This window comes from Neobacillus sp. 114 (assembly GCF_030127045.1).
GTDB classification, from domain to species: domain Bacteria; phylum Bacillota; class Bacilli; order Bacillales; family Cytobacillaceae; genus Neobacillus; species Neobacillus rhizophilus.
In genome coordinates, this window is sequence record NZ_CP126144.1 from 5,717,877 (window position 1) to 5,740,743 (window position 22,867).

At 38.3% G+C, this 22,867-nt stretch carries 20 protein-coding genes, 2 pseudogenes and 1 riboswitch; of the genes and pseudogenes, 10 read left to right on the forward strand and 12 right to left on the reverse strand.

Going from position 1 to position 22,867, the window contains the following annotated elements:
• Window positions 1-62: 62 nt before the first annotated feature.
• A riboswitch (cyclic di-GMP riboswitch) is annotated at window positions 63-155 on the reverse strand.
• Window positions 156-372: 217 nt separating this feature from the next.
• On the forward strand, window positions 373-1,296 hold the full coding sequence (locus QNN06_RS28090; protein ID WP_284036440.1) for an endonuclease: 924 nt from the start codon (window positions 373-375) through the stop codon (window positions 1,294-1,296).
• 52 nt (window positions 1,297-1,348) lie between these two features.
• On the opposite strand, the pseudogene QNN06_RS28095 reads toward QNN06_RS28090, so the two are convergent.
• The 6 genes and pseudogenes from QNN06_RS28095 to flgM form a co-directional block, all read right to left on the reverse strand.
• A pseudogene (locus QNN06_RS28095) lies at window positions 1,349-1,462 on the reverse strand (flagellin); the annotation flags it as partial.
• A gap of 344 nt (window positions 1,463-1,806) precedes the next feature.
• On the reverse strand, window positions 1,807-2,544 hold the full coding sequence (locus QNN06_RS28100; protein ID WP_284036442.1) for a flagellin N-terminal helical domain-containing protein: 738 nt from the start codon (window positions 2,542-2,544) through the stop codon (window positions 1,807-1,809).
• Window positions 2,545-2,702: 158 nt separating this feature from the next.
• Window positions 2,703-3,581 carry a flagellar hook-associated protein FlgL gene (gene flgL, locus QNN06_RS28105; RefSeq protein WP_284036443.1) on the reverse strand — a complete coding sequence of 293 codons (879 nt, stop codon included), beginning with the start codon at window positions 3,579-3,581 and terminating at the stop codon, window positions 2,703-2,705.
• Window positions 3,582-3,615: 34 nt separating this feature from the next.
• Window positions 3,616-5,049 (reverse strand): flagellar hook-associated protein FlgK, encoded by a 1,434-nt coding sequence (flgK, locus tag QNN06_RS28110; RefSeq protein WP_284036444.1) that lies wholly within the window; start codon window positions 5,047-5,049, stop codon window positions 3,616-3,618.
• Window positions 5,050-5,061: 12 nt separating this feature from the next.
• On the reverse strand, window positions 5,062-5,523 hold the full coding sequence (locus tag QNN06_RS28115; RefSeq protein WP_284036445.1) for a flagellar protein FlgN: 462 nt from the start codon (window positions 5,521-5,523) through the stop codon (window positions 5,062-5,064).
• Window positions 5,516-5,797, reverse strand: coding sequence for a flagellar biosynthesis anti-sigma factor FlgM (gene flgM / locus QNN06_RS28120; protein WP_284036446.1), 282 nt, complete (start codon window positions 5,795-5,797; stop codon window positions 5,516-5,518). Before flgM ends, QNN06_RS28115 begins: the two co-directional genes overlap by 8 nt.
• A gap of 144 nt (window positions 5,798-5,941) precedes the next feature.
• Between flgM and QNN06_RS28125 the strand changes: the two genes are divergently transcribed.
• Window positions 5,942-6,385 (forward strand): PilZ domain-containing protein, encoded by a 444-nt coding sequence (locus tag QNN06_RS28125; RefSeq protein WP_284036447.1) that lies wholly within the window; start codon window positions 5,942-5,944, stop codon window positions 6,383-6,385.
• Between the two features lie 45 nt (window positions 6,386-6,430).
• Here QNN06_RS28125 and QNN06_RS28130 read toward each other — a convergent pair whose 3' ends face one another.
• Genes QNN06_RS28130 through QNN06_RS28140 form a run of 3 tightly spaced genes read right to left on the reverse strand, consistent with a single transcriptional unit; the run spans window position 6,431 to window position 8,516 of the window.
• Window positions 6,431-7,204 carry a flagellar hook-basal body protein gene (locus QNN06_RS28130; protein WP_284037992.1) on the reverse strand — a complete coding sequence of 258 codons (774 nt, stop codon included), beginning with the start codon at window positions 7,202-7,204 and terminating at the stop codon, window positions 6,431-6,433.
• Between the two features lie 5 nt (window positions 7,205-7,209).
• Entirely contained in the window at window positions 7,210-8,064 is an 855-nt protein-coding gene (locus tag QNN06_RS28135) for a flagellar hook-basal body protein (protein ID WP_284036448.1), read from the reverse strand.
• Window positions 8,065-8,078: 14 nt separating this feature from the next.
• Window positions 8,079-8,516, reverse strand: a complete 438-nt coding sequence (locus tag QNN06_RS28140; protein ID WP_284036449.1) for a YaaR family protein — start codon at window positions 8,514-8,516, stop codon at window positions 8,079-8,081.
• 122 nt (window positions 8,517-8,638) lie between these two features.
• On the opposite strand from QNN06_RS28140, the gene motA reads away from it, so the two are divergent.
• The 4 genes from motA to QNN06_RS28160 all read left to right on the forward strand — a co-directional run bounded on the left by motA (window position 8,639) and on the right by QNN06_RS28160 (window position 13,123).
• The gene (gene motA, locus QNN06_RS28145) at window positions 8,639-9,436 is read left to right on the forward strand and encodes a flagellar motor stator protein MotA (RefSeq protein ID WP_284036450.1); all 798 of its coding nucleotides are present in this window, start codon (window positions 8,639-8,641) and stop codon (window positions 9,434-9,436) included.
• A complete protein-coding gene (locus QNN06_RS28150; RefSeq protein ID WP_284036451.1) occupies window positions 9,420-10,160 on the forward strand; it encodes a flagellar motor protein MotB in 741 nt (246 codons plus the stop codon). Before motA ends, QNN06_RS28150 begins: the two co-directional genes overlap by 17 nt.
• A 335-nt stretch (window positions 10,161-10,495) precedes the next feature.
• Entirely contained in the window at window positions 10,496-10,669 is a 174-nt protein-coding gene (locus QNN06_RS28155; protein WP_284036452.1) for an aspartyl-phosphate phosphatase Spo0E family protein, read from the forward strand.
• Window positions 10,670-10,918: 249 nt separating this feature from the next.
• Entirely contained in the window at window positions 10,919-13,123 is a 2,205-nt protein-coding gene (locus tag QNN06_RS28160) for an EAL domain-containing protein (RefSeq protein WP_284036453.1), read from the forward strand.
• Between the two features lie 121 nt (window positions 13,124-13,244).
• Here QNN06_RS28160 and QNN06_RS28165 read toward each other — a convergent pair whose 3' ends face one another.
• Together QNN06_RS28165 and QNN06_RS28170 are read right to left on the reverse strand one after the other, a co-directional pair.
• Window positions 13,245-13,964, reverse strand: a complete 720-nt coding sequence (locus QNN06_RS28165; protein ID WP_284036454.1) for a LytR/AlgR family response regulator transcription factor — start codon at window positions 13,962-13,964, stop codon at window positions 13,245-13,247.
• 199 nt (window positions 13,965-14,163) lie between these two features.
• Window positions 14,164-17,574 carry an ATP-binding protein gene (locus QNN06_RS28170; RefSeq protein ID WP_284036455.1) on the reverse strand — a complete coding sequence of 1,137 codons (3,411 nt, stop codon included), beginning with the start codon at window positions 17,572-17,574 and terminating at the stop codon, window positions 14,164-14,166.
• Window positions 17,575-17,790: 216 nt separating this feature from the next.
• Here QNN06_RS28170 and QNN06_RS28175 point away from each other — a divergent pair, with 216 nt between their 5' ends.
• The gene (locus tag QNN06_RS28175; protein ID WP_284036456.1) at window positions 17,791-17,946 is read left to right on the forward strand and encodes an aspartyl-phosphate phosphatase Spo0E family protein; all 156 of its coding nucleotides are present in this window, start codon (window positions 17,791-17,793) and stop codon (window positions 17,944-17,946) included.
• Between the two features lie 111 nt (window positions 17,947-18,057).
• Here the strand turns inward: QNN06_RS28175 and QNN06_RS28180 are convergent, their stop codons facing one another.
• On the reverse strand, window positions 18,058-18,552 hold the full coding sequence (locus QNN06_RS28180) for an RrF2 family transcriptional regulator (protein ID WP_284036457.1): 495 nt from the start codon (window positions 18,550-18,552) through the stop codon (window positions 18,058-18,060).
• A 168-nt stretch (window positions 18,553-18,720) separates the two neighbouring features.
• On the opposite strand from QNN06_RS28180, the pseudogene QNN06_RS31290 reads away from it, so the two are divergent.
• The 3 genes and pseudogenes from QNN06_RS31290 to QNN06_RS28195 form a co-directional block, all read left to right on the forward strand.
• Window positions 18,721-19,446: pseudogene (locus QNN06_RS31290) on the forward strand (putative bifunctional diguanylate cyclase/phosphodiesterase); the annotation flags it as partial.
• A 240-nt stretch (window positions 19,447-19,686) separates the two neighbouring features.
• Window positions 19,687-20,991, forward strand: a complete 1,305-nt coding sequence (locus tag QNN06_RS31295) for a PAS domain S-box protein (protein WP_349654948.1) — start codon at window positions 19,687-19,689, stop codon at window positions 20,989-20,991.
• Window positions 20,992-21,105: 114 nt separating this feature from the next.
• Window positions 21,106-22,863, forward strand: a complete 1,758-nt coding sequence (locus QNN06_RS28195; RefSeq protein ID WP_284036458.1) for a PAS domain S-box protein — start codon at window positions 21,106-21,108, stop codon at window positions 22,861-22,863.
• Window positions 22,864-22,867 lie beyond the last annotated feature (4 nt).

Here is a 22,867-nt window from a genome sequence, read left to right on the forward strand (position 1 = left end):
AAAAAAAGGCAAATAAAAAGAACCCAGAAGAAGGTTCATAGAATATAAGAACTATGTCTTCTTGTGGTAGCCGGCTGCCATTCGCATCAAAGAATTTGCTTTTCAGGCCCTTGGCTTTGCGTCTCACAGTTTCCTGTGGTTTGCCCTTTTCACTTGATTTTATACAGTGGGGAATAACCCCAGCTAACTATTAGCAACTTCTATATATTTTCACCTCACATATAGCTAGATATATATTGTATCGGCATGTTCCTGGTAAAATAGAGAGCAAAAATGAAAATTGACTAAATTTTGAATTCTGTCTTATTTGATAAAATTACATGTTTTTGCTATATTGGGAACATAGGTTCGTATTTATTGGAGGCGAAAAAGATGCTTGAAGCAAATAAATGCTTTTATTCTAAAATTTGTGGCAAATTACTTGGTGATGGATGCTTCACTCGTCAAAAGGGCAGGAAACCAAGATTTCAATTTATACACAAAGCGGAAGATTTTGAATGGGCAAACTATTGTTTTAATGAATTAAAAGATTTTATTCCACTTAATTCTCCTAAATATAAACAAGTAAATGATACACGTATTAAAAGAGGCTTTACTGAATGTTACTATGTTCAATCTAGAACAAATGAAATTATTACTCAATTAGATAGGATTTGGTATCCTGAAAGGGTAAAACAAATCCCTTTTCCCTTTAAAGATTCTTATTTAAACGAAGAAACTCTGGCATGGTGGTATCAGGACGATGGCCACTTAAAAGAGGAAAATGGAATTCCGAGAAAAATTATTTTATCGACTGATAATTTTACTCCTGATGAAAACCTACAGCTTATAAATATTTTAAGAGGGAAATTCCACTTACATTTTTCAATAGACGGCCAGAATCGATTAATCCTTTATGATCAGCCTCAAATTATATATTTTAATAGATTAATTTGCCCCTATTTACACTCTTCAATGGATAGAAAAATAATAAAGTTTAATGAAAGAGCTACAAAAAAGTTTCCAAGAATAACCACTGTTCATCTTCCTGATAATCTACTCATCAATAAGCCAACCTCTGAGATTAACCAGCAACTTGATAAGCTTCCTTATCTTTATGAAATGATTGACTATAGAGAATCATATTTAGAGTTCTATAATAAGAAAATCCGCTTCTTAAGAAATCAACAGTCCAAAAAAACCTATCAAGTGAAGTTTAACAATAAACAATGGTACTACTTGGACAATATCAAACAAAAGACTGGGTTAAATTATAGTCAAATTGTATTAATTTGCTTTAAATTTGATTTAATTTAAAACATACACATGAAAAGGGACCCCAACTTTCCTGGGGTCCCTTCCAAAAATATTAACGTAATAACTGAAGTACTCCCTGCGGAGCCTGGTTTGCTTGAGCCAACATAGCTTGTGCAGCTTGAGCAAGAATTGAGTTCTTAGTTTGTTCCACCACTTCTTTCGCCATCGTGCGAACATTTGCTTTCACAAATGACTAGACTACATCTTCACCCTCTAGCATTCTAGTAGGGGTCGGGCACTTCGGATTCGCAACGCTGATGGTCATTGCTTCACCTACGGATTTCATCATCATAACTTTCGCTTTAGATGGTCTATCCTAGTCGTTGAACCTTCTCCACTCTTTCGAGACAGGAGCTTGGCTGCTGATTGCCCAATCTTTTCTTTTTTCAAACCATCACGCTTGTCGTTTCCAACTACGTTGTGGCAAGAAAAGCTCTTAGGGTTTTCCAGCAATTCACCCGATTATACTCTCTAGCCGTTACCAGCTAGGACGACTGTGCTTGTCACTACTTAGGCAGCTAAAGCATAATCTACGTCACGGATACGAGATTCTGCAGATTGGATATTCTGAGAACTTGAATTTAAATTATTAACAGTGTACTCTAGCGCGTTCTGAGCAGCACCTAAATACGCACGGCCATCGGATACATCTTGAATTGCAGTATCAAGTGTGGTTAAATATGCTGCAGCTGCTGTCGCATCTGAAACGTCAATGGTCGAAACATTAGTGGCTATTGTTTTCAAATCAACATTTGAAAGATCAATATCAAATGTTTCACCATTATTAGCCCCTGTTTGAATGGTCAATTTTCCATCACCAGCTGCTCCCGCAGAGGCATCTAATAAATTTTGCCCATTAAACTTTGTTGTTCCAGAGATATCAGTAAGTGTTGCTGCTAACTGTGTAAGTTCACCGGAAATTGCTGTTCTTTCATTACCACTATTAGTATCACTTGAGGCTTGTACAGTTAGTTCTCTCATTCGCTGTAATATAGCATGCGATTCATTTAATGCTCCGTCTGCAGTTTGAATCAATGAAACTGCATCTTGAGAATTTCTTGAAGCTTGATCTAATCCTCGAATTTGTGCTCGCATTTTTTCGGAAATTGATAACCCTGCTGCATCATCAGCACCCCGATTGATTCTTAATCCCGTGGAAAGCTTTTCCATATTTTTCGCTTGGTTTGAATTGTTAATAGATAATTGACGGTAGGTGTTTTGTGCACCAATATTGTGATTGATAATCATTTGGTGTTCCTCCTTTAATTTTAAGGAATTTCTCCCTCTCTACACCTATGTATCGACAGCTTTTTTATTGTGTAGAGAGGATGAGAAAAATATTTTTTGTAGTTTTTTAAGGTAAATAGAAAAAACTCGTCAAAGACGAGTTTCGGTTCATTAATCTATTATTTTAAAAAGTCGATCAGCGTTTGCTGCATGATTCTCGCCCCTGAAGCAAGCGATGCTTGTAACGTCGTCTGTTGTGTCGACAGTTCCATATAGGCCTTAGCAATATCCGTATCTTCTGTTTTGGATAGCATTTTTGTGTGAAGGAAGTTGGATTGGTCAAGCTTATTTGCTGCCATTTCAAGTAAATTGGTATTGGCACCCACAATCGATTGCTGCGTTAAAACATGATCCATTTGCTGATCAATCGACGCTAATAAATCACCGGGATTTTGCCCGCCTTCCAATGTTTGTGCCAGAGCCTCAACTGTTTCAAATAAGTTGTTTCCATCTACTTGATATCCAAATACCGAGCCGGCACTAACATTGACATTTACTGAAACCCCTTTGCCAATCTCCCAATTCATTGCCGACTGTCCTACATTTTGCAATACCCCATCCTTCACAGGCGCAGTGTTTTGATCCATGCCAGAGAATATGTAGTTTCCGTTAAAAGTTGTATTCGCGATAGTTCCTAATTGTTCTTTGAGAGCACGAATTTCGATGGCTACCACTTTCTTATCGCTCTCACTACTTGTTTCATTGCTCGCTTGAACAGTTAATTCCCGAATCCGTTGCAGGACGTTTGTAACATTCCCTAGTGCATCATCCGCAGCCGTCATACGGTCCATCCCATCCTGCACATTCTTTTGATACTGCTCAATCTGCGCCAATGAAGTTCGCTGCGACAATCCTTTCATTGCTTCCAAGGGATTATCGGATATTTTTTCGTATTTCCTTCCAGACGAGATTTGCTGTTGCAGGGAATAGATCGCCTGGTTGTTTTTATTCATATTTTGGTTAAATTGCCGCGTCACCATTTGTGCCGTTACACGCATACTAAACCCTCTTTCCTGCCAAACTCTTCTGTCATTACATCCGGTTGATCAATGTATCTAACATGTCATTTACAGCTGACACATACTTGGCCGCTGCATTATAGGCTTGTTGAAACCGAACCATGTTCGTCATTTCTTCATCAATTGATACTCCTGAAACCGATAGCCTGCGGTTATCGACCTGTTGGGAAACCATATTAGCATTGTCGCGATAACGTTCCGCCTCATTCACACCAATTCCCAGATTGCCGATTACCATTTGATAAAAATCACCAATCGTCGTATTGTTCCCACCGATATCAACCTTCAAAAATTGAAGATTCCCCATCGCCGCAGCATTCGAGCCATCACCAATCGAATTGGATGTTGCCGCAGCCAGTTTCGCAGGGAAATCCACCAATTTCGGATTAACAATCATGCTAGCAGCATCCTTGGGAGGCTGTGTCGGATCATCTTTATCTACAAAAAATAAAACCTTTTCCAGCTGTGTCCCTGCTTTTATATCATCCAAATTTCTTGCATCGTCACCAGCCTGGATGGCATTCATTTGCTCCGCAATGGTTTTCGCTAATGAATCGAGATTGTTCCGAAGGGAAGAGATACTATTTGGGCTGGCACCGATGAGGGAATCTACCAATCCCTTAATTTCTCCGCCTTCCAAATCAACCTGATTTCCGGAAATAGCCGCTTCACCTGTTTGCGTGTCTACCGACAATTCAAATGAATCCTTGCCATTCACAAGAGCAACACCGTCTACATTAACGGAAACCATTCCAGTTTGATCAGTCGCAACTTGAATATTGACCATTTTTGATAACTTATCTAGTAAAAGATCTCGCTTATCCAATAAATCATTTGGTTGATACCCGTTCGCCGTCATGAGGGCAATTTGCTTATTTAAGTCCGCGATTTCTTTTGCTGAAGAATTAATGTCGCTTACTTTTCCGTTAAGCTGGGTCTGCAAATCTTTTTCAATTTGCTCAATCCCAGCTGTAATCGATTGAAAGCTGTCGGCCACGGCTTTTCCATTTGCCACAACTACCGTTCTCACTGCTAAGGTGTCCGGATTCTTCGCCAGCTCCTGGAAGCTTTGCCAAAAGCGATCGAGCGTGCTGTTCATGCCAAAATCCGATGGCTCATTAAAGACAGACTCAATGTTCGAAAGGGCTGATGCCGTCGCTTCCCAATACCCGGCCTTCTGCTGTTCCTTCCGATATTGCTGATCTAGAAATCCATCGCGAATCCTCTTAAGCTCCGTTACTTCCACCCCGGTCCCCATTGTCATTGGAGCCGTCCCGTTATTTTTACTTGGATAGGCTAACGGATTGGTAGCTTGCAATACCGCATCCTGCCTTGTATATCCTACCGTGTTGGCATTGGCAATATTGTGTCCCGTTGTGCTGAGGGCCGTCTGCTGGGCTAAGATTGATCTTTTTCCAATTTCTAAACCATGAAAGGTTGAATACATCGTTGTTCTCCCCTATGCTTTTGCATCAAATAATCGTACCGAATCATTAGGTTCCTTCGATTGTGCCTTTGAACTGTAAACACCGGCATCTTCCGATTTTGGCAGCATCTGCTCAATCATAAAATTTGTGAAAGCCAAAGATTGCTTAATTAATTGCTGATTGGTTTCATTCACTTGCCCAAGTTCTACAATCAGTTGCTTTAATTTTTGATGGAGTGAAATCCATTCTTCCTTCTTAGCCCCGTCCGGCTGCTGTGCAATTAACTCTGATAGCGAGGACTGCTCTCCCAGTAAAGAGGTCCTGACTTGGTCCGCCTCTTTGATTTTTTTAACCAGCTTTGCTTCTTCAGACAAAATCGCAAGTAATGGGTTGATTTCGCCATCAATAAGAATCCGCTGCTTTTTCTTTGCCGTATCTAACAGTGATTCATGAAGGTCTGCCAAGGTTTGCAAAATAACCGTCAGCTTATTCATCGATTTTCGCTCCGGACTTCCAGTATGCCAATAATTTTTCAGCTACCTTTTCACCGTCTACCCGGTATGTTCCATTTGCAATTTGGTTCTTTAATTTTTCAATTCTTGCGTCCTTTTCCAGCTGCAGCTGCTTTTGGGCCTCAGTCGAGATTTCTACTTTCTCCGATTGAGCTTTCTTCTCGCCGTCCGCTTTTTTTGGCTGTTCATTATTTTTTTGATAGGCCTGATAAGCCGCACCGATCCGACTAACGGGATTCACTTGATTAATTTTCATACTAGTCCGCTCCTTTAACCATGCTTCTACTACCATGTATCGGCAGTATCAACTCATTTGTTTAGGGGTAAAAAAATCCCCCTTTTATTTCTAGGCAAAAAGTGCTATGATTTTTGGCAAAACGATCCCATGGGGGGGAAAACGATGCCAACGTATTATTATGGCCTTATCGCTATTATAGTTCTATTTTTGCTTTTCATCATTCTGAGGAGAACAAAAGCAAGACATCCAGATGAATCAGTCCTTTCTCCCAATCGCCGCGAGTCCTTTCGCTTAAAATTTAATAACACATTTTGCGACTTCCAGCCTTTACTGTCCGATTCCAGACAAATAGGCTCGATCAGAGACATCAGTTCCGACGGAATCAGAATCGAAGCGAAAACCGACGACTTATGCGAAAAATCTTTGCTGATGTTATATTTCGAATTACAGGATGAAACATTTATTTTCGAAGGAATTGTAAAGTGGAAACGGAACATTGGCCAAAACTGTTACCAATATGGTATTAAATTTATCAATGTTCCGACATATGAGCAGAATCGCCTGCATATGAAACTACGAATTATAAAGAATCGTGAAGCCCAATAAGATAATAAGCCAAACGCTCGCAGTTCAATTGCGAGCGTTTTTTTATTAGCGTATGATTCCGTTTGCGATTCCCATCATTTGGTCGGCATAGCTTAATGCCCTGGCATTGGCCTGATATCCCCTTTGCGTCTTCAGCATATCGGTCATTTCTTGACTGAGGTCGACATTCGAAGATTCAAGGAATCCCTGTTTTATTTCAAACGAAGTATTGGTTAATGCAGCATTGGCCCTATTCAGCAGGAAGACTCCCCCCTCATTCTTTAATAGCTGCGGGTTATCGACCGTTACAACCGCAATTTTCTGTTTGCTCCCTACAATCGTGCCATCGGCCAGCACCCGGAACTCCTCCCCGCTGCCCACTTCAATCGGATTCCCATTTTGATCAAGCAGGATATCGCCTTGAGGGCTGACCAATTGAAGCAGGCCATTCCCCACAGGTGTCTGCTGGAAGGCTCCACTTCTTGTATACATAATTTCTGTTGTATCTCCAACCGTTCTCCGTACCTGAAAGTACCCATCTCCAATTAGCATCAGGTCGAAAGGTTGACCAGTTTCCTTTGGAGCCCCCTGAGATACATCCATGGAAGTGGAAGCCATCCGCGAACCGAAAGTGGTTCGGATACCAGGAGGTGAGACCCGCCCCGTTTCTTTTTGCTGCTCTGCCTGGTTTTGGATGGAAACAGCCAAATTATCGGTGAAAGCTGCCTCTCTCCGTTTATAGCCTGACGTCTCCACATTGGCGATGTTATTAGCAATCGTATCGAGCTTGCCTTGGTATGCTCGAATTCCTGTTGATGCAATCGAAAAAGATGTATTCATCAAAATTATACCCTTCCTATCGAATTTAATTGCTCAAGTGTTTTGTCATAGGCCTGCAGCACCTTTTGATTGGCTTCGTATTGCCGAATGTTCATCATCATTTCGGAGATGGTCTGCGGCAGGTCGACATTGGATTGTTCCAGCATTTTGTGATGCATGGTTACACCCTGAGGAATCGTTTGGGCAATCATCCCCAGGTTCGCTCCTTCTAGTTGAAACAGGCCATTTCCTTCTTTCACTAGCTGGTTAGGATTGTTAACAAGGACCATTCCTAGCGAGCCTACTGTTCTTGCCCGGCCCGCATCATCTGGATGAACAATAATTTCTCCATTCTCCCGAATCAAAACATCGCCCAAAGTCAGCTCTGGATCCATAATTGGGGCACCATTTCTCCCTAAAACCAATTCTCCATTCGAAGTCGTCAGCTGCCCGAGAGCATTGACCGAAAATTGGCCATTACGTGTCAAATGGAATCCGCCATCGCCCGATTGAACAGCGAAGAAAGCGGAAGGCTTAATCAGTTTGTTATCCTGCATGATAGGTGCAAGCTGCTGGTCATTTATCGCCACATCAAAGGGTTGGTTCGTGCTGACAAGACTTCCTTGGTTGAACAAAGGCAATGTTTCTTGATTATAGACCCCTAGTGTTAACGATCCAATCACAGGACGCTGGCCAAATTGATTGTCTTGCTTATCATGGATACGCTCGAGCAGCAGCTCCGGAAACGCCCTTAATGGACTAGCATCCTGTTTGTATCCAGGTGTTTCGGCATTCGCCAGATTGTTGGTTAATGCATCCTGTTTACGCTGCAATGCAATCATTCCCGATGCAGCGGTATCAATCCCTCTTAACATAGACATTGCTCCTCTCCTAATTACAAATATATATTGACTAATAATCCCTTAATCTCGCCAATTTTTTCCAAAAGTTCTACAGATGTCGCTTGTTTTTCCAATACTTGCTCCGACAATTCGAGGAGATGTCGGTCCACTTGTTTAATCATGATTAATCGTTTTTCACGTCCGTTTGGGTGAAACCCCTTGTGCTCCTCTAACCCGATGCCGTGCTGCACAACCTCTTTCAAATAATTCCGGATCGTTTGTTTAAACGCCAGCAAATCCTCGATGGATTGCGAACGGCCCAAACTGTTCCCTTGCTGGTCTATTTCTCTAAGGAGACCTTGAAAACGTTCCTTCGAGTAGCCCAGTTGATTTTCTTGTAGCAGCTGTTGAAAGGACGGAGAGTCTGTTCCTCTCTCTCTAACAGGTAAAAATCGGTCCTGATTTACCCCAAAACTCTGCTGAATTTTCACAGAGAACTCTCCCTTCCAAATTTCCTATTTTTGAAAAATCATTAAATGCTGATTGTCGAATTAGGACGAATCTACTACAATGTATTATAAAATCATTCTATCAACTTTTAAAGGAGAAAAATATGTCTAGTTTATTTGGAATTCTGATTGCAGTTGTCGTAATCGGTGTCGGAATGGTCTTAAAAGGAACCCCATTGTCTGCATTAAACAATGCCGCTGCTTTCTTAATTATTTTTGGAGGCACGGTAGCAACCATCATGATCGCGTTCCCATTTAGCGAATTCAAGAAGATTCCTAAACTACTAAAAATTGCCCTTTTACAAACAAAAGCTCCTACTAAAGTTGAGCAAATTGCTATTTTAGTAAGATGTGCAGAAATTGCAAAAAAAGAAGGACTTCTGGCGCTAGAAGATATTGCGCTTGAAGCGAAGGACCCATTTTTCAAAAAAGGGCTGGAATTGATTATTGACGGAAATGATGGAGAGTTCATCGAGGAAGTGTTATTGGATGAGGTAGATGCCATGGGTCAGCGCCATAAAGTGGGGGCACACATCTTCACTCAAGCTGGGACCTACGCCCCAACCCTTGGAGTACTAGGGGCAGTAATCGGACTAGTATCGGCTCTTGTCAATTTAAATGACATCGAAAAAATCGGCCATTCCATCTCTGCTGCCTTTATCGCAACATTACTTGGAATTTTCTCTGGATATGTGCTATGGCACCCGATTGCCAATAAATTAAAACGCCTATCCAAGCGGGAACAGGAATTAAAGCTGCTTACCATCGAAGGACTCCTTGCGGTTTACAAAGGGGTCATCCCTAAAATGCTGGAAACGAAGCTTATGGTTTATTTACCTCCAAAAGAACGTGTGAAATATGAAATGACGTCCAAGGAGCGAGCAAATGAGAAAGTTGCGTAATAAATTCCACGAGGAGCATGAAGAGGAAATTCCCGAGGCTTGGCTGCTTCCATATGCCGATATCCTAACGCTATTACTGGCGTTGTTTATTGTTTTATACGCTGCGGGGATTATCGATCAGAGTAAGTATAATGCGATTATGGATTCTTTCAAAGTCGAGTTGACAGGTAAACCAATCAAGGAGGATGCCGGTCCTTCGCCAACAAAGCCGAATAAACCATCTGATCAGGCTGCCCATGCCGCTGAAGGAAACAGCAAGGAAGAGGAAGCCAAGCAGCTTGACCAGTTGAAGCAACAATTAGAAAACTACATTGCAGATAATCATTTGCAAGATGTCATAACACTAAGTGACACGGAACGCGGAGTGGAAGTCACCTTAAAAGATGTCATCCTCTTTGATCAGGGAAAAGCCAATCTTAAGGAGATCTCTTTCCAAACATTGAATATGTTGGTAGGATTAATCAAAACCGTTCCAAATGCCATCAGCATTGAAGGGCATACGGACAATGTTCCAATCAGCAATGCCGAATATAAGTCCAATTGGGAGCTTTCCTCGGCAAGATCGGTTAGTGTCCTTCACTATTTTTCGACCAACGGTATCTCGCAAGACCGCATGCAGTTTACTGGTTATGGGGAATTTAAGCCACTTTTCCCAAATGATTCGGACCAAAGCCGTCAATCAAACCGAAGAGTCAATATTGTCATTTTACGTGCTGCACAATAAAGGCCTGATCGAAAAGATCAGGCCTTTTGTTTAGACAAATACTTTGAAATAACTTTTAAGAAGGAGTTTATGTCAATGGGCTTGCTTATCTGTCAATGATGCAATAATACAAATTTCCCACTATTTTTACATTTTTTTCAATTATTCTAAAGGAAATTTCGCCAAATTTCAGTCAATTTGAACAATAAGGCTACTTGTTAAACCCTTTTAACCGCATTTCGAACTCCATTATCGCCATTTAAATCCATTTATAACAAAACTAGTAATTCTTTTGCTAAAATATGAAAATAAAACTATGACAATAGCACTAAACATCAAATTTGGGAGCTGTTAATATGAACAATCTACTCATTTTGATTGAAATTCACCGTCATAAAATGTTGGAATTAGCAAATAGGTATGGCTTCTCATCGGAACAAGCCGTTGAATGCAGCCAAAAGTTAGATACATTATTAAACCTATTAATGCATGAAGAAGAAAAAGGTAAGCAGACAAATAAGGTTGGTTGATATTATTTTAAAAACATAAAATGCGAGGACAAGGAAAGCGTCTTAATATTTATTAGCATTTAGATCTTTTTACCGTTCTGGGGAAAGTGAATTCCATCCCACTACCATACCTATTCATCGCCTTTTTTCGACATATCAAACAGGATTTTCGACATGTTACAAAATTACTATTTTTAGAATAATTACTATTTATTATCATGTAAATATAATACAGTTCACTATTTGTTATTAGTAGAAGGAGTTAGTTATATGCAATTCCTGTTTTATTCCTATCAAACTGCATTAATTATTTTATCAATATTCATTTCCACTTTTTGTATCATATTTTTTGTCAAAAGTGTGAAGGCAGAACAGAAGGCTAATAGCAAGAATATAGAATATCGTTCTCTATTCGAAAAAAACCAGGACGGAATCTTTATTCTAGATAAATTTGGGTCGATTTTAGAGATTAATCATGCAGCAGAACAACAGACTGGGTATGTATCGGAAGAACTGAACGAAAGACGCATTGATGATTACATTCATCCGGACGACCTTTTGGCAACGAGGACGTATTTCAAGGAGTCTTTAACAGGAATTCCCCATCAATTTCATGTTCGGATTTTTTGTAAAGATAAAAGCGAAATCATATTAAGGGTAAAGAATGTTCCGTATAAAATGGATGGGAAAGCCTATGGTGTTTACGTCATTATTAGGGATATAACGGAACAAAGAACAATTGAAGCGCAGCTGCGGGAACGAGATGAAAAGTATCGTATTATTACCGAAAATATGAAGGATTTAGTTAGTATTATTACGCCTTCAAGTGAAATCCAGTTTGCCTCCCCTTCCCACGAAAATGTATTGGGTTACAAATTAACTGATCTTACAGGAAGCCAGGCCTTTTCTCTAGTACACCCGGATGATCGGGAAAAGCTTCTTGCCGATTTCAAAAAAGTCTCCGAAACAAAAGAAACAATTCAGGCTATTTATCGGCTTCGACATCAGAATGGACATTTTATTGCCCTAGAATCTAAGGCTACTCCGATTTTTGATCATAATCAAAAAATCAAGAGCATTTTGGTGGCTTCAACAGATATTTCGGAACGTGTTGAAAAAGAAGAGGCCTTGGCATTGAATGAGGAAAAGATAAGGCAATTGGCATTTTATGATTCGTTAACGGGGATTGCCAATCGCCGGTTATTCCAAGACCGGTTACAGCTGGCGATAAAAAAAGCAGAGCATAATAAATCAAATCTCGCTTTATTTTATTTAGATTGTGACCGATTCAAGTGGGTAAATGATAAGTACGGTCACGAAGCAGGCGACCTCTTGTTAAAGGAATTTGTGGAAAGAGTGGCAGGCTGTATTCGTAAATCGGATACTTTTGCCCGTTTAGGCGGAGATGAATTTGCGATTATTGCAGATGGATTCAACTCCATAGAGGAAGTCGCCCGTTTAGCTAAACGAATTATCCAAATGATGAGAAAACCATGGAACATAGCCGACCTTGAACTGATGATTACCGCATCTATTGGAATCGCCATTTTCCCTGAAGATGGAACAGATATGGACAGCCTTTTAGCCCATGCAGCCAAAGCATTATATGAGTCAAAAGAAAGCGGGAGGGATACCTATAACCTTTATACAAAGGAAATATCAACAAAGATAGACCGAAATATTTTGTTGGAAGACGGCTTAAAACAAGCCATTTCCCTTGGTCACTTTCACTTAGTGTATCAGCCTCAAATGGATATTCAAAAGAATCAGTTAGCGGGGCTTGAAGTGTTGCTGCGGTACACCCACCCGAAGATTGGGTCAGTATCTCCTATAGAGTTTATCCCCATCTGTGAGAAAATTGGTATCATCGATGATGTGACAGAATGGGTAATGAAAAAAGCATTCCATCAGCAAAAAGAATGGAAAGCAGCCGGCTTTGGAGAAATACCGATTTCTATTAACATCTCTCCTACGACTCTGGAAAACCCGTCATTTCTCCAAACTGTTCAATATAACTTGAATCAGTTCGGAACCAATCCGGCAGCGATTGAATTTGAATTAACTGAAGATGCATTTATGCATAATATGGAATATGTCGGTAACATCCTTAGTAGTCTAAATCTTATGGGAATAAAAATATCACTAGATGACTTTGGAGCAGGGTACTCTTCTTTAAAGTATCTAAAGGACTTGCCAATTGATAAAGTGAAGATTGACCGTTCGTTTATCCTAGGAATTCCTGATCAAGAAAAAGAGAAGGCGATTATCGAAAGTGTCCTTGATTTAACCGAAAGATTAAAAGGTGAGGTTATTTGTGAGGGTGTAGAAACAGAAGAACAACTTTCCTTTCTTCTTGTGAAAGGCTGCAGATTAGTACAGGGCTTTTATTTCAGCAAACCTCTGCCGAAAGATGAATTAGAGAAACAGATCTTACAACAGCAGGTTTTTTCTCTTAATCGAGCCGTTGGTGAATAAAAACTACTCGTTCCCAGGACATTGAATGGTTTTATCCAAGTTTCTACTATTATATATTAGTATTCATATTATTAACGTTTGATGGAAAAAAGTTAAAGATCCTTGTGGAACTTTAACTTTTTTATATTTCCATACACCGATATACTTCATTTATTTTTAATTTGGAAATAAAGGCTTTTTCATCAGAGTTTTCAAAATAAGCTGCATACGTTTCTCCAAGGGATTCAATCTTCACTATTTTCCTTAAGTTCACTAAATAAGAACGATGGGTTTTAAAGAAGTGCCCTGGGAGTCTTTCTTCAATTTCCTGAAGGGATTCTAATGTTTCATATTGCATATTTTCAGTATGGATGATAGTCTTTCTTCCGACTTTTTCAATATAGAGGATATCCTTTATTAAAATATAAAAGAAGGCATTACTCGATTTGATTGCAAGCTTATTTTTGGAAACTGTTCCTTTACTCTCTAACAATTGGATCGATTGTTTGGCTTTTTCCAACGCGACAAACAGCCGAACCTTTTCAATCGGTTTTACAATATAATCCGCAGCCGAAATACTAAATGCCTCGACTGCATATTCATCAGAACCGGTTGTAAAAATAACCTGAAGGGCGGGATTTATTTCTTTACATAACTTGGCGGCCTCCACTCCATTAATTCCAGGCATATGTATATCTACCAAAATGATGTGGGGATTTTCCTCTTTAACCAACTGAATGAGTTCTGGCCCGTTAGTGACATTCCCAACTACCTTATATTCCGATAATAGTTCAACAAAATAACAAAGAAGGGTCTTAGAAGCCTGATCATCATCTGCAATTATTACTCTAATTTCTTCCATATAAATTCTTTCTCCTTATTACTTTCAAGTCAATAAAATAAATTTTAGTTTTTATTCTCAATAGATTTTTTTATAAACTTTATTTTAATCACTTCATTGTTTATCCATGCTAGTCTTATTTTCCCTTTTTCAGCCCTATAAGGTTTTTATTATTTTATACGGAGAAAGAAGCTACTTCGTGTTTAAGCAGCCCTTCCCTTTATTTTACATACTTTAAAATCAATTGTAGAAATGAAGGCATTTCAATCGGCTTTGTTACATATTCGTCAAAACCATTCTCTAAAGCACGGTTAATATCATCCTTCAACGCATTTGCACTTATGGCAATGACTGGGATATTTTTCGTGGAATCGTTCGATTTTAATCTTTCCAGCACTTCAAATCCATGGATATCTGGCAAATGGAGGTCCAATAGGATTAAATCAACTTTTCGCTCTTTCGCCATTTGAAGACCCTCAACACCCGTCCTTGCTGAAATTAAGGTCACTCCCTGTAGGCTTCTCATCATTTCAGATACTAATTGTAAATTTGATAAATGATCTTCAACATATAAAATCGTAATCCTTTTATTTGAAAGAAGCGAATCAACTTGCTGCTCAATAGATGGTTGAAGTTTTGGATGATATAAGCGGACCATAGGAAGGCTAATCCAGAAGTCGCTTCCCTCTCCTACCCGGCTCTTTACGCCTGCTTCACCGCCCATTAACTGAATTAGTCGTTTAACAAGAGGAAGCCCGATTCCCGTTCCATCAACATGTTTATGTTCCAGTCTATAAAAAGGTTCAAAGACCTTTTTCTGGGCCTCTGGCGGGATTCCAATTCCAGTATCCGAGACATGAATGTATAGAAACTCTTTGCGGTCTTCAAACCAAATGGAAATACTGCCATTTTCCTTGTTATACTTAATGGCATTCTCTAATAGGTTCAAGATAATCTGCTTTAGCCTAGTTGGGTCGACGTTTACATATAGGTCCCCATATTCTGACCGCTTTATTGTTATCTGTATTCCTATATCGGAAGCTGCAGGTATCATTAAATTCACACATTCCTCAATAATAGATCCTATTTTTATCGTATCAATAGATATTTTCAGTCTTCCTGCTTCAATTCTTGAAAGATCTAAGATTTCATTAATAAGATTCAACAAATGCTGTCCACCCTTTAAAATCTCCTGGACGAACATTCTTTGTTGATCACTAAGCGGTTCCTTTATTTCAAGCAGCTGAGAAAAGCCAAGAATAGCGTTGAGCGGGGTCCTCAATTCATGGCTCATGTTGGATAAGAATTCCGATTTTGCCAAATTTGCCTTCTCCGCATCTTCTTTTGCTTGAATAATCCTTCTTTCCATCACTTTTCTTTCCGTTATATCTTCAAACGTCCATAAGTGCCCTTTCAGTTCGCTATCCATGTAAAAGGGAAAATAGCTTCTTTGATACAATCTATTATTGGCCAATTTAATTTCATCGACGACAGGCTGATTTTCCTTTAAGATTTTGTTAATTCTTTTTCTTTCCTCTTCACCGTTATGATAAAAGTAAGAATAGTATTCTAAAACAGACCGACCGATTATGTTCCTAATAGGTTCTTCCAAATCAAATAATTCGTAGCACGGCAGATTTAGCGCGACAATATTACGATTCGTATCAGTCACAATCAATCCCATTGGCATGCTATCAATAATCGTTCTTTTCAAAGCGTTAGATTCTCTTAATTTGATTTCTGTTTCTTTTTGCTCGGTAATATTCGACATTGTCACAAGCACTTGAGGGACATCTCTTAAATCCAGCGGTTCAAGCAGCGTGGTATTGATGGCTGACCAGGTTGTCTTTTCCTTGCCCTTAATACCGACTACTTGGCCAATGAAGGGTCTCCCCGTTTTTAATGTCATCGTAAGTGGGTAGTCTTCGGGTGCTAAAGGATTCCCCTCTTGATCGATAAAGGGAATATCGTTGTTATAAATCGTGATTTCATCAAATTCCTTGCAATTTACTCCAAACATTTTATAGATATTTTCGTTAAGTGCCACCTTCTGATGGTCGGCCCCATAGAGAAAAATTCCTTCAGACATGACGTTTAAGATTTTCTCATATCGTTTCTTACTGCTTTCAAGAATTTGTTCTGCACGTTTTCGCTCGGTAATATCAATCCCTGAACCAATGACCTCTACGACTTTTCCCTCATGAAAAACCGGGCTTAAGGTGACATAATAGTCCGTTCCATTTAGATTCTCTTCATAATTGGTAATCTCACCGTTCCAAGCTTTTACATAAGCTTGAAGTTTTCGATCCGCCGTTTTTTTTGGAAGATAGGCATGCAAAGGTTTCCCTACCACTACGGCAGGAGAAAGCCCCAATTTATCCAGCAGCTCCCCTTCACACAATGTATGAATGAACTGGTCGCCAAGCTTTCTATATTTAAATGTCATTCCCTGCTGCCTTTGGATTGTATTAATTAAATCCTCTTGTGTCTTTTTTATTTGTTCCTTGTACTTAACTATTTCAGTATTGTCTCTGGCGACGAAAAAGGCCCCTGTCATTTTGTCATCAATAATGATTGGAACTAAAGTAATAAACATCGGTATCCATTTGCTATCGCCATCTTGAATTCGAGCATCGAAATGCTTGTACTCCTCAGTCAATAAATGAACAAACTTGTATTCAGCTTTTGGCCGGTCCTCATCGTTAAAGAATGCAAACAATGATTTTGAAAGAATTTGCTCCCGACTATACTTTAGCAGTTCGATTCCTTTTGGGTTCACACTAATTACCATTCCATCGCTATCCACGGTTAACACGACATTGGGATTATATTCAACCAGAGATTGATAATGAATTTCCGATATTTTATGCAAGCGTTCCGCTCGATTTTTATCAACAAATGTAAGAGAAATGATGGTTAAGAGGATAATAATCGTCGACAGCCCCAACGCCAATGCCAATAAATCTGTTGAAATATACAAAGAATGATTACTAAAATATGTGATATCATCAACCTCATGGGATTGCGGCATTCCATTTAACCTAACAGCATCCATAGCTAAATAGTGGACACTGGATATTCCTATTCCTGTGATGACCGACCCTAGTATCTTCTTCTTTATTGTTTTGTTGTCTCTTTTAAAACTAAGGGAAAAAAGGATAAATCCTCCTGAAACTAAAAAAGCAAGAATAATAGCAAGGCTCGAAAGAAAGAAATCATGATGGACAAAAGCGTCCATTTCCATCGACTCCATCCCCACTTCATGCATCGCCAACATACAAAGCCCCAATATAAAAGTTCCCAAGACAAGATAAAGGGAACGAACTTTTGATTGCCAAATGATAAAAAAGACAGAAGACGAGCCTATTAGTGCCAGGAAAAAAGATAAAGCTGTTAGCTCTAAATTAAATGCAACAGGTGTGTGCGTATTGTAAGCAAGCATGCCAACAAAATGCATCGTCCAGATTCCAAAAGCTAACATTATGGCACCTGCAAAAAATCCAAATATCCCTACTTTCTCTTTTGAAGCAGCTTTCCGGTAAATAATCAGAAATGTGGCAAATGAAGCAAAGATTATAACAATAATCGATAAAAGGACTAGCTTAAAATTATAGGATCCAATATATTGCATTTAATTACACAACCTTTACAAATAGCGCCCTTATCATATAAAATGGCCAATCCAAAGACAAATGATGATTTATTTATTTACTTAATATGATTTTGCCCATTTTAATCAAGTAAAACCGCATATCTAAAAGGATTTTGCCCATTTCGAATACTTGGTAATCCATCTTGGAAATTTTATGCTATTATTTTTATCATGTTGAATGATTAAGGAGATACCATGACTTATTTAATATTGATGATTGAAAATAAAAGGCGCGAATTACAGGAATTAACCGATAAGTATGGAAAGGCATCCAAGATACCCATTGAATGCTCTCAAGAATTAGATACGTTGTTAAATTTATTGTTTAGTATTGTAGAAAAAGAGGACTAACACGAAGGAGTCCCCTTTGTTAGTCCTTTGGTATTTAAATGGAGGCTCTTTCTCTAACTTCATTTATTTCTGTTTTATAGTTTATATCCATCTATAGATGGCTGGGAGCGATTAGGACTTGTCAAAAAAATTCGAAGTTTCTACAAAAAATTTCTTTGGAACAATTCCTTCTAAGTCTTGCATTAACCAAAGCAGGTTCTTTTCTTTAAGATAAGTACGCATCTGATCTTCTGCTTCACGCATGATCACATTTACTTTGCACGGTATTTTTGCTAAGCATTGTGGATATCCAGTTTCCTGATATAGAAAACAATTTTTACGAATATTTTTGCATTGGAATATAGGTTTCGAACCCTCTATTGCCTCCACTACATCCCAAAAAGAAATATCTTCAGGTCTTCTTGTTAATTGATAGCCCCCTTTAGCACCAGGTATGGAGCTAACAATTCCTGATTTTGTTAATTTAGTAAATACTTTTGACAAATAGGTTTCGGAAACACCTTGAAATTTAGAAAGTTCTTTAATTCCGATATTAGATTCTTTCGGGGGATTAATTAGGTAAAGCAAACAATGAAGAGCATATTCAACCCCTATACTATATTGCATATGAACCTCCTAAAAAACAAAAAAAGATAACTATTATCTACAATATAGGTATTGTAGAATTTTGTCAAATAAGGTAAATTAATTGGGAGATTAGTCCCGAAAATATTAAATATTTACATATTCATATATTACAAAAGACAGATATGAAATATAGGATGGTGAAAAGGCTTGGTACTTACGGAACAATCATTAGGAGTAGAAAAAGAACTAATAAAAGCACTTGATCGGAATGAGTTTCGGCTTTATTACCAACCAAAAATCAATTTGGAAACTGGGAAAATTGAAGGGATGGAGGCATTGATTCGATGGGAACACCAAGAAAAGGGATTAATCCCTCCAATTGATTTTATTCCTGTTGCTGAACAAACAGGACTTATTATACCAATGGGTGAATGGGTTTTACGAGCTGCTTGTTTGCAAAATAGAAAATGGATGAACAGTGGTTTATCACCCATCGTAATGTCGGTCAACCTTTCAGTACGTCAGCTCTATCAGCCAAATTTGGCCGATATTGTTCGGCAAATTTTAATAGACACCGCACTTCCTCCTGAATATCTCGAACTTGAGATTACAGAGAGCATGATGATGGATAAAGACCGAGCACTAAATGCCATTAAGAAATTAAAACGATTAGGCGTACAAATTAGCTTAGGTGATTTTGGAACGGGGTATAGTTCCCTTCATTATTTGCACTAATTCCAAATCGACAAAATCAAAATTGACCAATCTTTTATCCGAGATTGCACATCGGACTTAAACAATGCAACCATTGTAAAAATGATTATCGCAATGGCTCACCACTTAAAAATAAAAGCCGTGGCGGAAGGTATTGAATCAAAAGAGGTATTGATTTTTCTTCAGAAGCATTCTTGCGATCATGGTCAGGGATACTTGTTTAGTAAGCCATTACCACCAGAAGAATTAGCTCAATATTTTCACCAGATAGAGCAAATAGTCCCACAAGAAGGAATCTCTCAAGAACTCTATAATCAGAATCTCTTGGAAGAAGCATTGGAAAGTACCCGTCAAGAATTACGGGATGTCCTGAGGCAACAACAAGGAATGACTTTTAAGGTGATAAAGGAAACTGGCAGATATATACACACTTTATGTGATGGTAAATTAATGTATCGAATGGGCCTTACTCCAGGTCATGTGATTGGGAAGGAGTTAAAAGATTTTTTACCTGTTAATATTGCGGAGGAAAAAGCCGAATATTTCCGAAGAGCTTGGGACGGTGAAGAAGACATAACGTACACTGGGAGACTCAATGGCGTTCATTATGTTTCCTCGTTATCTCCTATCCGAAAAGATGGAGAAATTGTCGGAGTTATTGGTTCGTGTATTGATATCACAGAACAAAAGCGAATCGAAGATGCTTTAAGGTTAAAAAACTTAAAATTTCAACTTATTTCTGATAATATGCTTGATTTAGTTGTCATGTTAGATAAAAACGGAACGGTTCTTTATGCATCCCCTTCTCATGAAAAAGTATTAGGGCTATCAGTTAAAGATTACGAAGGTACATCTAATTTTGAGTTAGTACATATCGACGATATTCCTGCCATTCAAAAGGAATATACTAATATGATTAAATTCAAAATATCGTGTCAAATTGAGTTTAGACATAAACATAGCCAAGGAGGATGGGTTGATATTGAGGCAAATATATCCCCAGTCTATGATGAATATGACGAAATAGAGTATTTCATCGCAGTTGGCCGGGATATTTCTGAGCGGAAAAGAACAGAAGAACTAATAAGAAAATCAGAGAAACTTTCGATTATTGGGCAGCTGGCTTCTAGTATTGCCCATGAAATTAGAAATCCATTAACTTCTATAAAGGGGTTTGTGCAATTACTAAAAAAAGAAGTAAACAATTCCCTCTATATTAATACTACTTTAAATGAAATCCACAACATAGAAGAAATCATACGAGAATTTTTGGAGTTTGCTAAACCTCATACTACCCGGATTGAAAAAATGGATGTTACGTTACTTTTGCATAAATTACTGAAACTGCTCCGCTCACAAACGATAATGAACAAAGTTGAAATTATTCATAAATTTGAGTCGGATTTGCCGAATGTGTTTTGTGACGCCAATCATATGAAACAAGTATTTACTCATATATTACAAAACGCAGTGGAAGCTATGCCAAATGGGGGAATCATCGAAGTTCATGCACTAAGATGTGGTTCTGACTCTATTAAAATCAGTTTTATGGACAAGGGAAATGGGATTTCTAAGGAAAGAATAAATAAGATAGGAGAACCTTTTTACAGTACAAAAGAAAAGGGTACAGGTTTAGGGTTAATGATTAGTCATAAAATTGTCCAAGAGCATGGAGGGACAATTGAAATTAAAAGTGAAGTAAACAAAGGAACTACTGTCGATGTGATATTACCTATTGAGTATTCCTTTATTGCAAAAAATTAAACTTCAAAATAATCATCTCCTACATTACACCTTCACGTTCAGCATGAATATTATTGGGAGAGTATCCGATTTGGTTAGACAAACCGTTTTTTGTAGGAGGAAATATTACTAGATATGCTAGCTTCTAATGAATTTTACCATTCTATTATTGAGCATAATCCCGATGCCGTTTTTATTTTATCAAATATAGGGAAAATAACGAAAGTAAACCAAATGGGAACAACGACGTTTGGATACTCTCAAAATGAAATGAAAGATATGTTTTTCCAAGACCTTATAATCCCGAACCAGGAGGAAGAGTACCGTTACCACTTATCCCAAGTATTAAATGGAGTTCCTTATGAAAGTGAATTTGATGCCTTTCGCAAAAATAAGGAGATTTGTCATATTCAGGTGAAGAGTATCCCTTTAACTACCCAAAGTGGGTTAGTAGGTATTTTTTGCGTAGTGAAAGATTTATCGGAACTACAAAAAACAAAACGGCTTGAGGCAAGGTTTAAAGCTGTTTTTAATTCCTCGGCTGATGCCATTGATATTTTACGGGACTCTCAAAACAACATCAGTGCATTATCGGGTATTGCCAGAGATGTGACAGAACGAAAGCAATTGGAAGAATCTTTAAAAGAGAGTGAAGAGCGGTATCACAAGTTTTTAGAGTATATTCCAAAAGGGGTTGTGATTCATGAAAATGGAAAAATTCATTACGCGAATCCCTCGGCACTTAAAATATTGAAAGAACCAAACTTAATTGATAAGTCGATTTTTTCATATATACATTCTGACTTTCGTGAATTATATAAAGATAGGCTTTCTAAAATAGGAAATGGAACAGAACTTCCTTTTACTGAAATCAAGATGTTGCAAAAGGATGGGAAAGTTATTTGTGTAGAGATAGGGGGAGTATCCATCGAAAATGATGGAATTCCAGTCATTTTGACACTTTTTAGCGATGTTACTGAAAAAATGAAAATTGAAAGAGATTTGAAGGAAAGTGAAGAACGGTACCGTCTTTTAGCAGACAACTCTCTTGACTTAATTCAACTGGTGAATCTCGACGGAATTGTAACATATGCATCTCCTTCTCATCATACGGTCCTTGGGTATGATCCAGATGAATATGTAGGGAAAAAGGTATTTTATCAACCTGACGGTGGGAGAGATGAACGATTCAAAGCTTCCTTTCTAAAAATGTACTATACCCAAAAAACATTTACTTGTGAAATTGTCCGTAAACATAAAGAAGGGTACGAGGTCTGGGTGGAATTAAAGGCTACTCCCATGTTTGATAAGGCAGGGGATTTTCATTACATGATGATGGTTGGCCGTGACATAACTGAACGCAAGAAACTTGAAGAGCACTTAGAATATTTGGGCTTTCATGATGCACTTACAGGAATTCCAAATCGAAGACTGTTTCAAGAAAAAGTAGAACAAAGATTAAAAGAAGCGAAGCGATATCAGCGGAAATTTGCTGTTATGTATATGGATATGGATAAATTTAAACATATCAATGATACTTTGGGTCATGAGATTGGAGATGAACTTCTCAAAAAATTTTCAAACAAGGTAAAAAGGCAGCTTCGAGGAAATGATACATTAGCTCGTCAAGGAGGAGATGAATTCACCATCCTTCTTTCTGAAATACAAGAAGAAACAGATGCTTATAGAGTAGCCGAACGGATTCTTCGTTCTTTACAAGAATCGTGGCAGATTGATGAACATATTTTTCAAACGACATCCAGCATTGGAATTGCTTTTTATCCTAAAGACGGGATAACATTCCATGAATTAATGAAGCATGCAGATACCGCCTTATACCAAGCAAAGGAAGATGGAAGAAATAATTATAAGGCTTATAAAAGCGAGAAATAATAAA

Coding starts and splice junctions, on each gene's coding strand:
- QNN06_RS28115 (WP_284036445.1), bottom strand. CDS start 5,523: ATGAATAAGCTGACGGTTATTTTGCAAACCTTGGCAGACCTTCATGAA.
- QNN06_RS28130 (WP_284037992.1), bottom strand. CDS start 7,204: ATGAATACATCTTTTTCGATTGCATCAACAGGAATTCGAGCATACCAA.
- flgK (WP_284036444.1), bottom strand. CDS start 5,049: ATGTATTCAACCTTTCATGGTTTAGAAATTGGAAAAAGATCAATCTTA.
- QNN06_RS28125 (WP_284036447.1), top strand. CDS start 5,942: ATGCCAACGTATTATTATGGCCTTATCGCTATTATAGTTCTATTTTTG.
- QNN06_RS28160 (WP_284036453.1), top strand. CDS start 10,919: ATGCAATTCCTGTTTTATTCCTATCAAACTGCATTAATTATTTTATCA.
- flgM (WP_284036446.1), bottom strand. CDS start 5,797: ATGAAAATTAATCAAGTGAATCCCGTTAGTCGGATCGGTGCGGCTTAT.
- QNN06_RS31295 (WP_349654948.1), top strand. CDS start 19,687: ATGGGCCTTACTCCAGGTCATGTGATTGGGAAGGAGTTAAAAGATTTT.
- QNN06_RS28150 (WP_284036451.1), top strand. CDS start 9,420: ATGAGAAAGTTGCGTAATAAATTCCACGAGGAGCATGAAGAGGAAATT.
- QNN06_RS28165 (WP_284036454.1), bottom strand. CDS start 13,964: ATGGAAGAAATTAGAGTAATAATTGCAGATGATGATCAGGCTTCTAAG.
- QNN06_RS28195 (WP_284036458.1), top strand. CDS start 21,106: ATGCTAGCTTCTAATGAATTTTACCATTCTATTATTGAGCATAATCCC.
- QNN06_RS28100 (WP_284036442.1), bottom strand. CDS start 2,544: ATGATTATCAATCACAATATTGGTGCACAAAACACCTACCGTCAATTA.
- QNN06_RS28155 (WP_284036452.1), top strand. CDS start 10,496: ATGAACAATCTACTCATTTTGATTGAAATTCACCGTCATAAAATGTTG.
- QNN06_RS28180 (WP_284036457.1), bottom strand. CDS start 18,552: ATGCAATATAGTATAGGGGTTGAATATGCTCTTCATTGTTTGCTTTAC.
- motA (WP_284036450.1), top strand. CDS start 8,639: ATGTCTAGTTTATTTGGAATTCTGATTGCAGTTGTCGTAATCGGTGTC.
- flgL (WP_284036443.1), bottom strand. CDS start 3,581: ATGCGTGTAACGGCACAAATGGTGACGCGGCAATTTAACCAAAATATG.
- QNN06_RS28090 (WP_284036440.1), top strand. CDS start 373: ATGCTTGAAGCAAATAAATGCTTTTATTCTAAAATTTGTGGCAAATTA.
- QNN06_RS28170 (WP_284036455.1), bottom strand. CDS start 17,574: ATGCAATATATTGGATCCTATAATTTTAAGCTAGTCCTTTTATCGATT.
- QNN06_RS28175 (WP_284036456.1), top strand. CDS start 17,791: ATGACTTATTTAATATTGATGATTGAAAATAAAAGGCGCGAATTACAG.
- QNN06_RS28135 (WP_284036448.1), bottom strand. CDS start 8,064: ATGTCTATGTTAAGAGGGATTGATACCGCTGCATCGGGAATGATTGCA.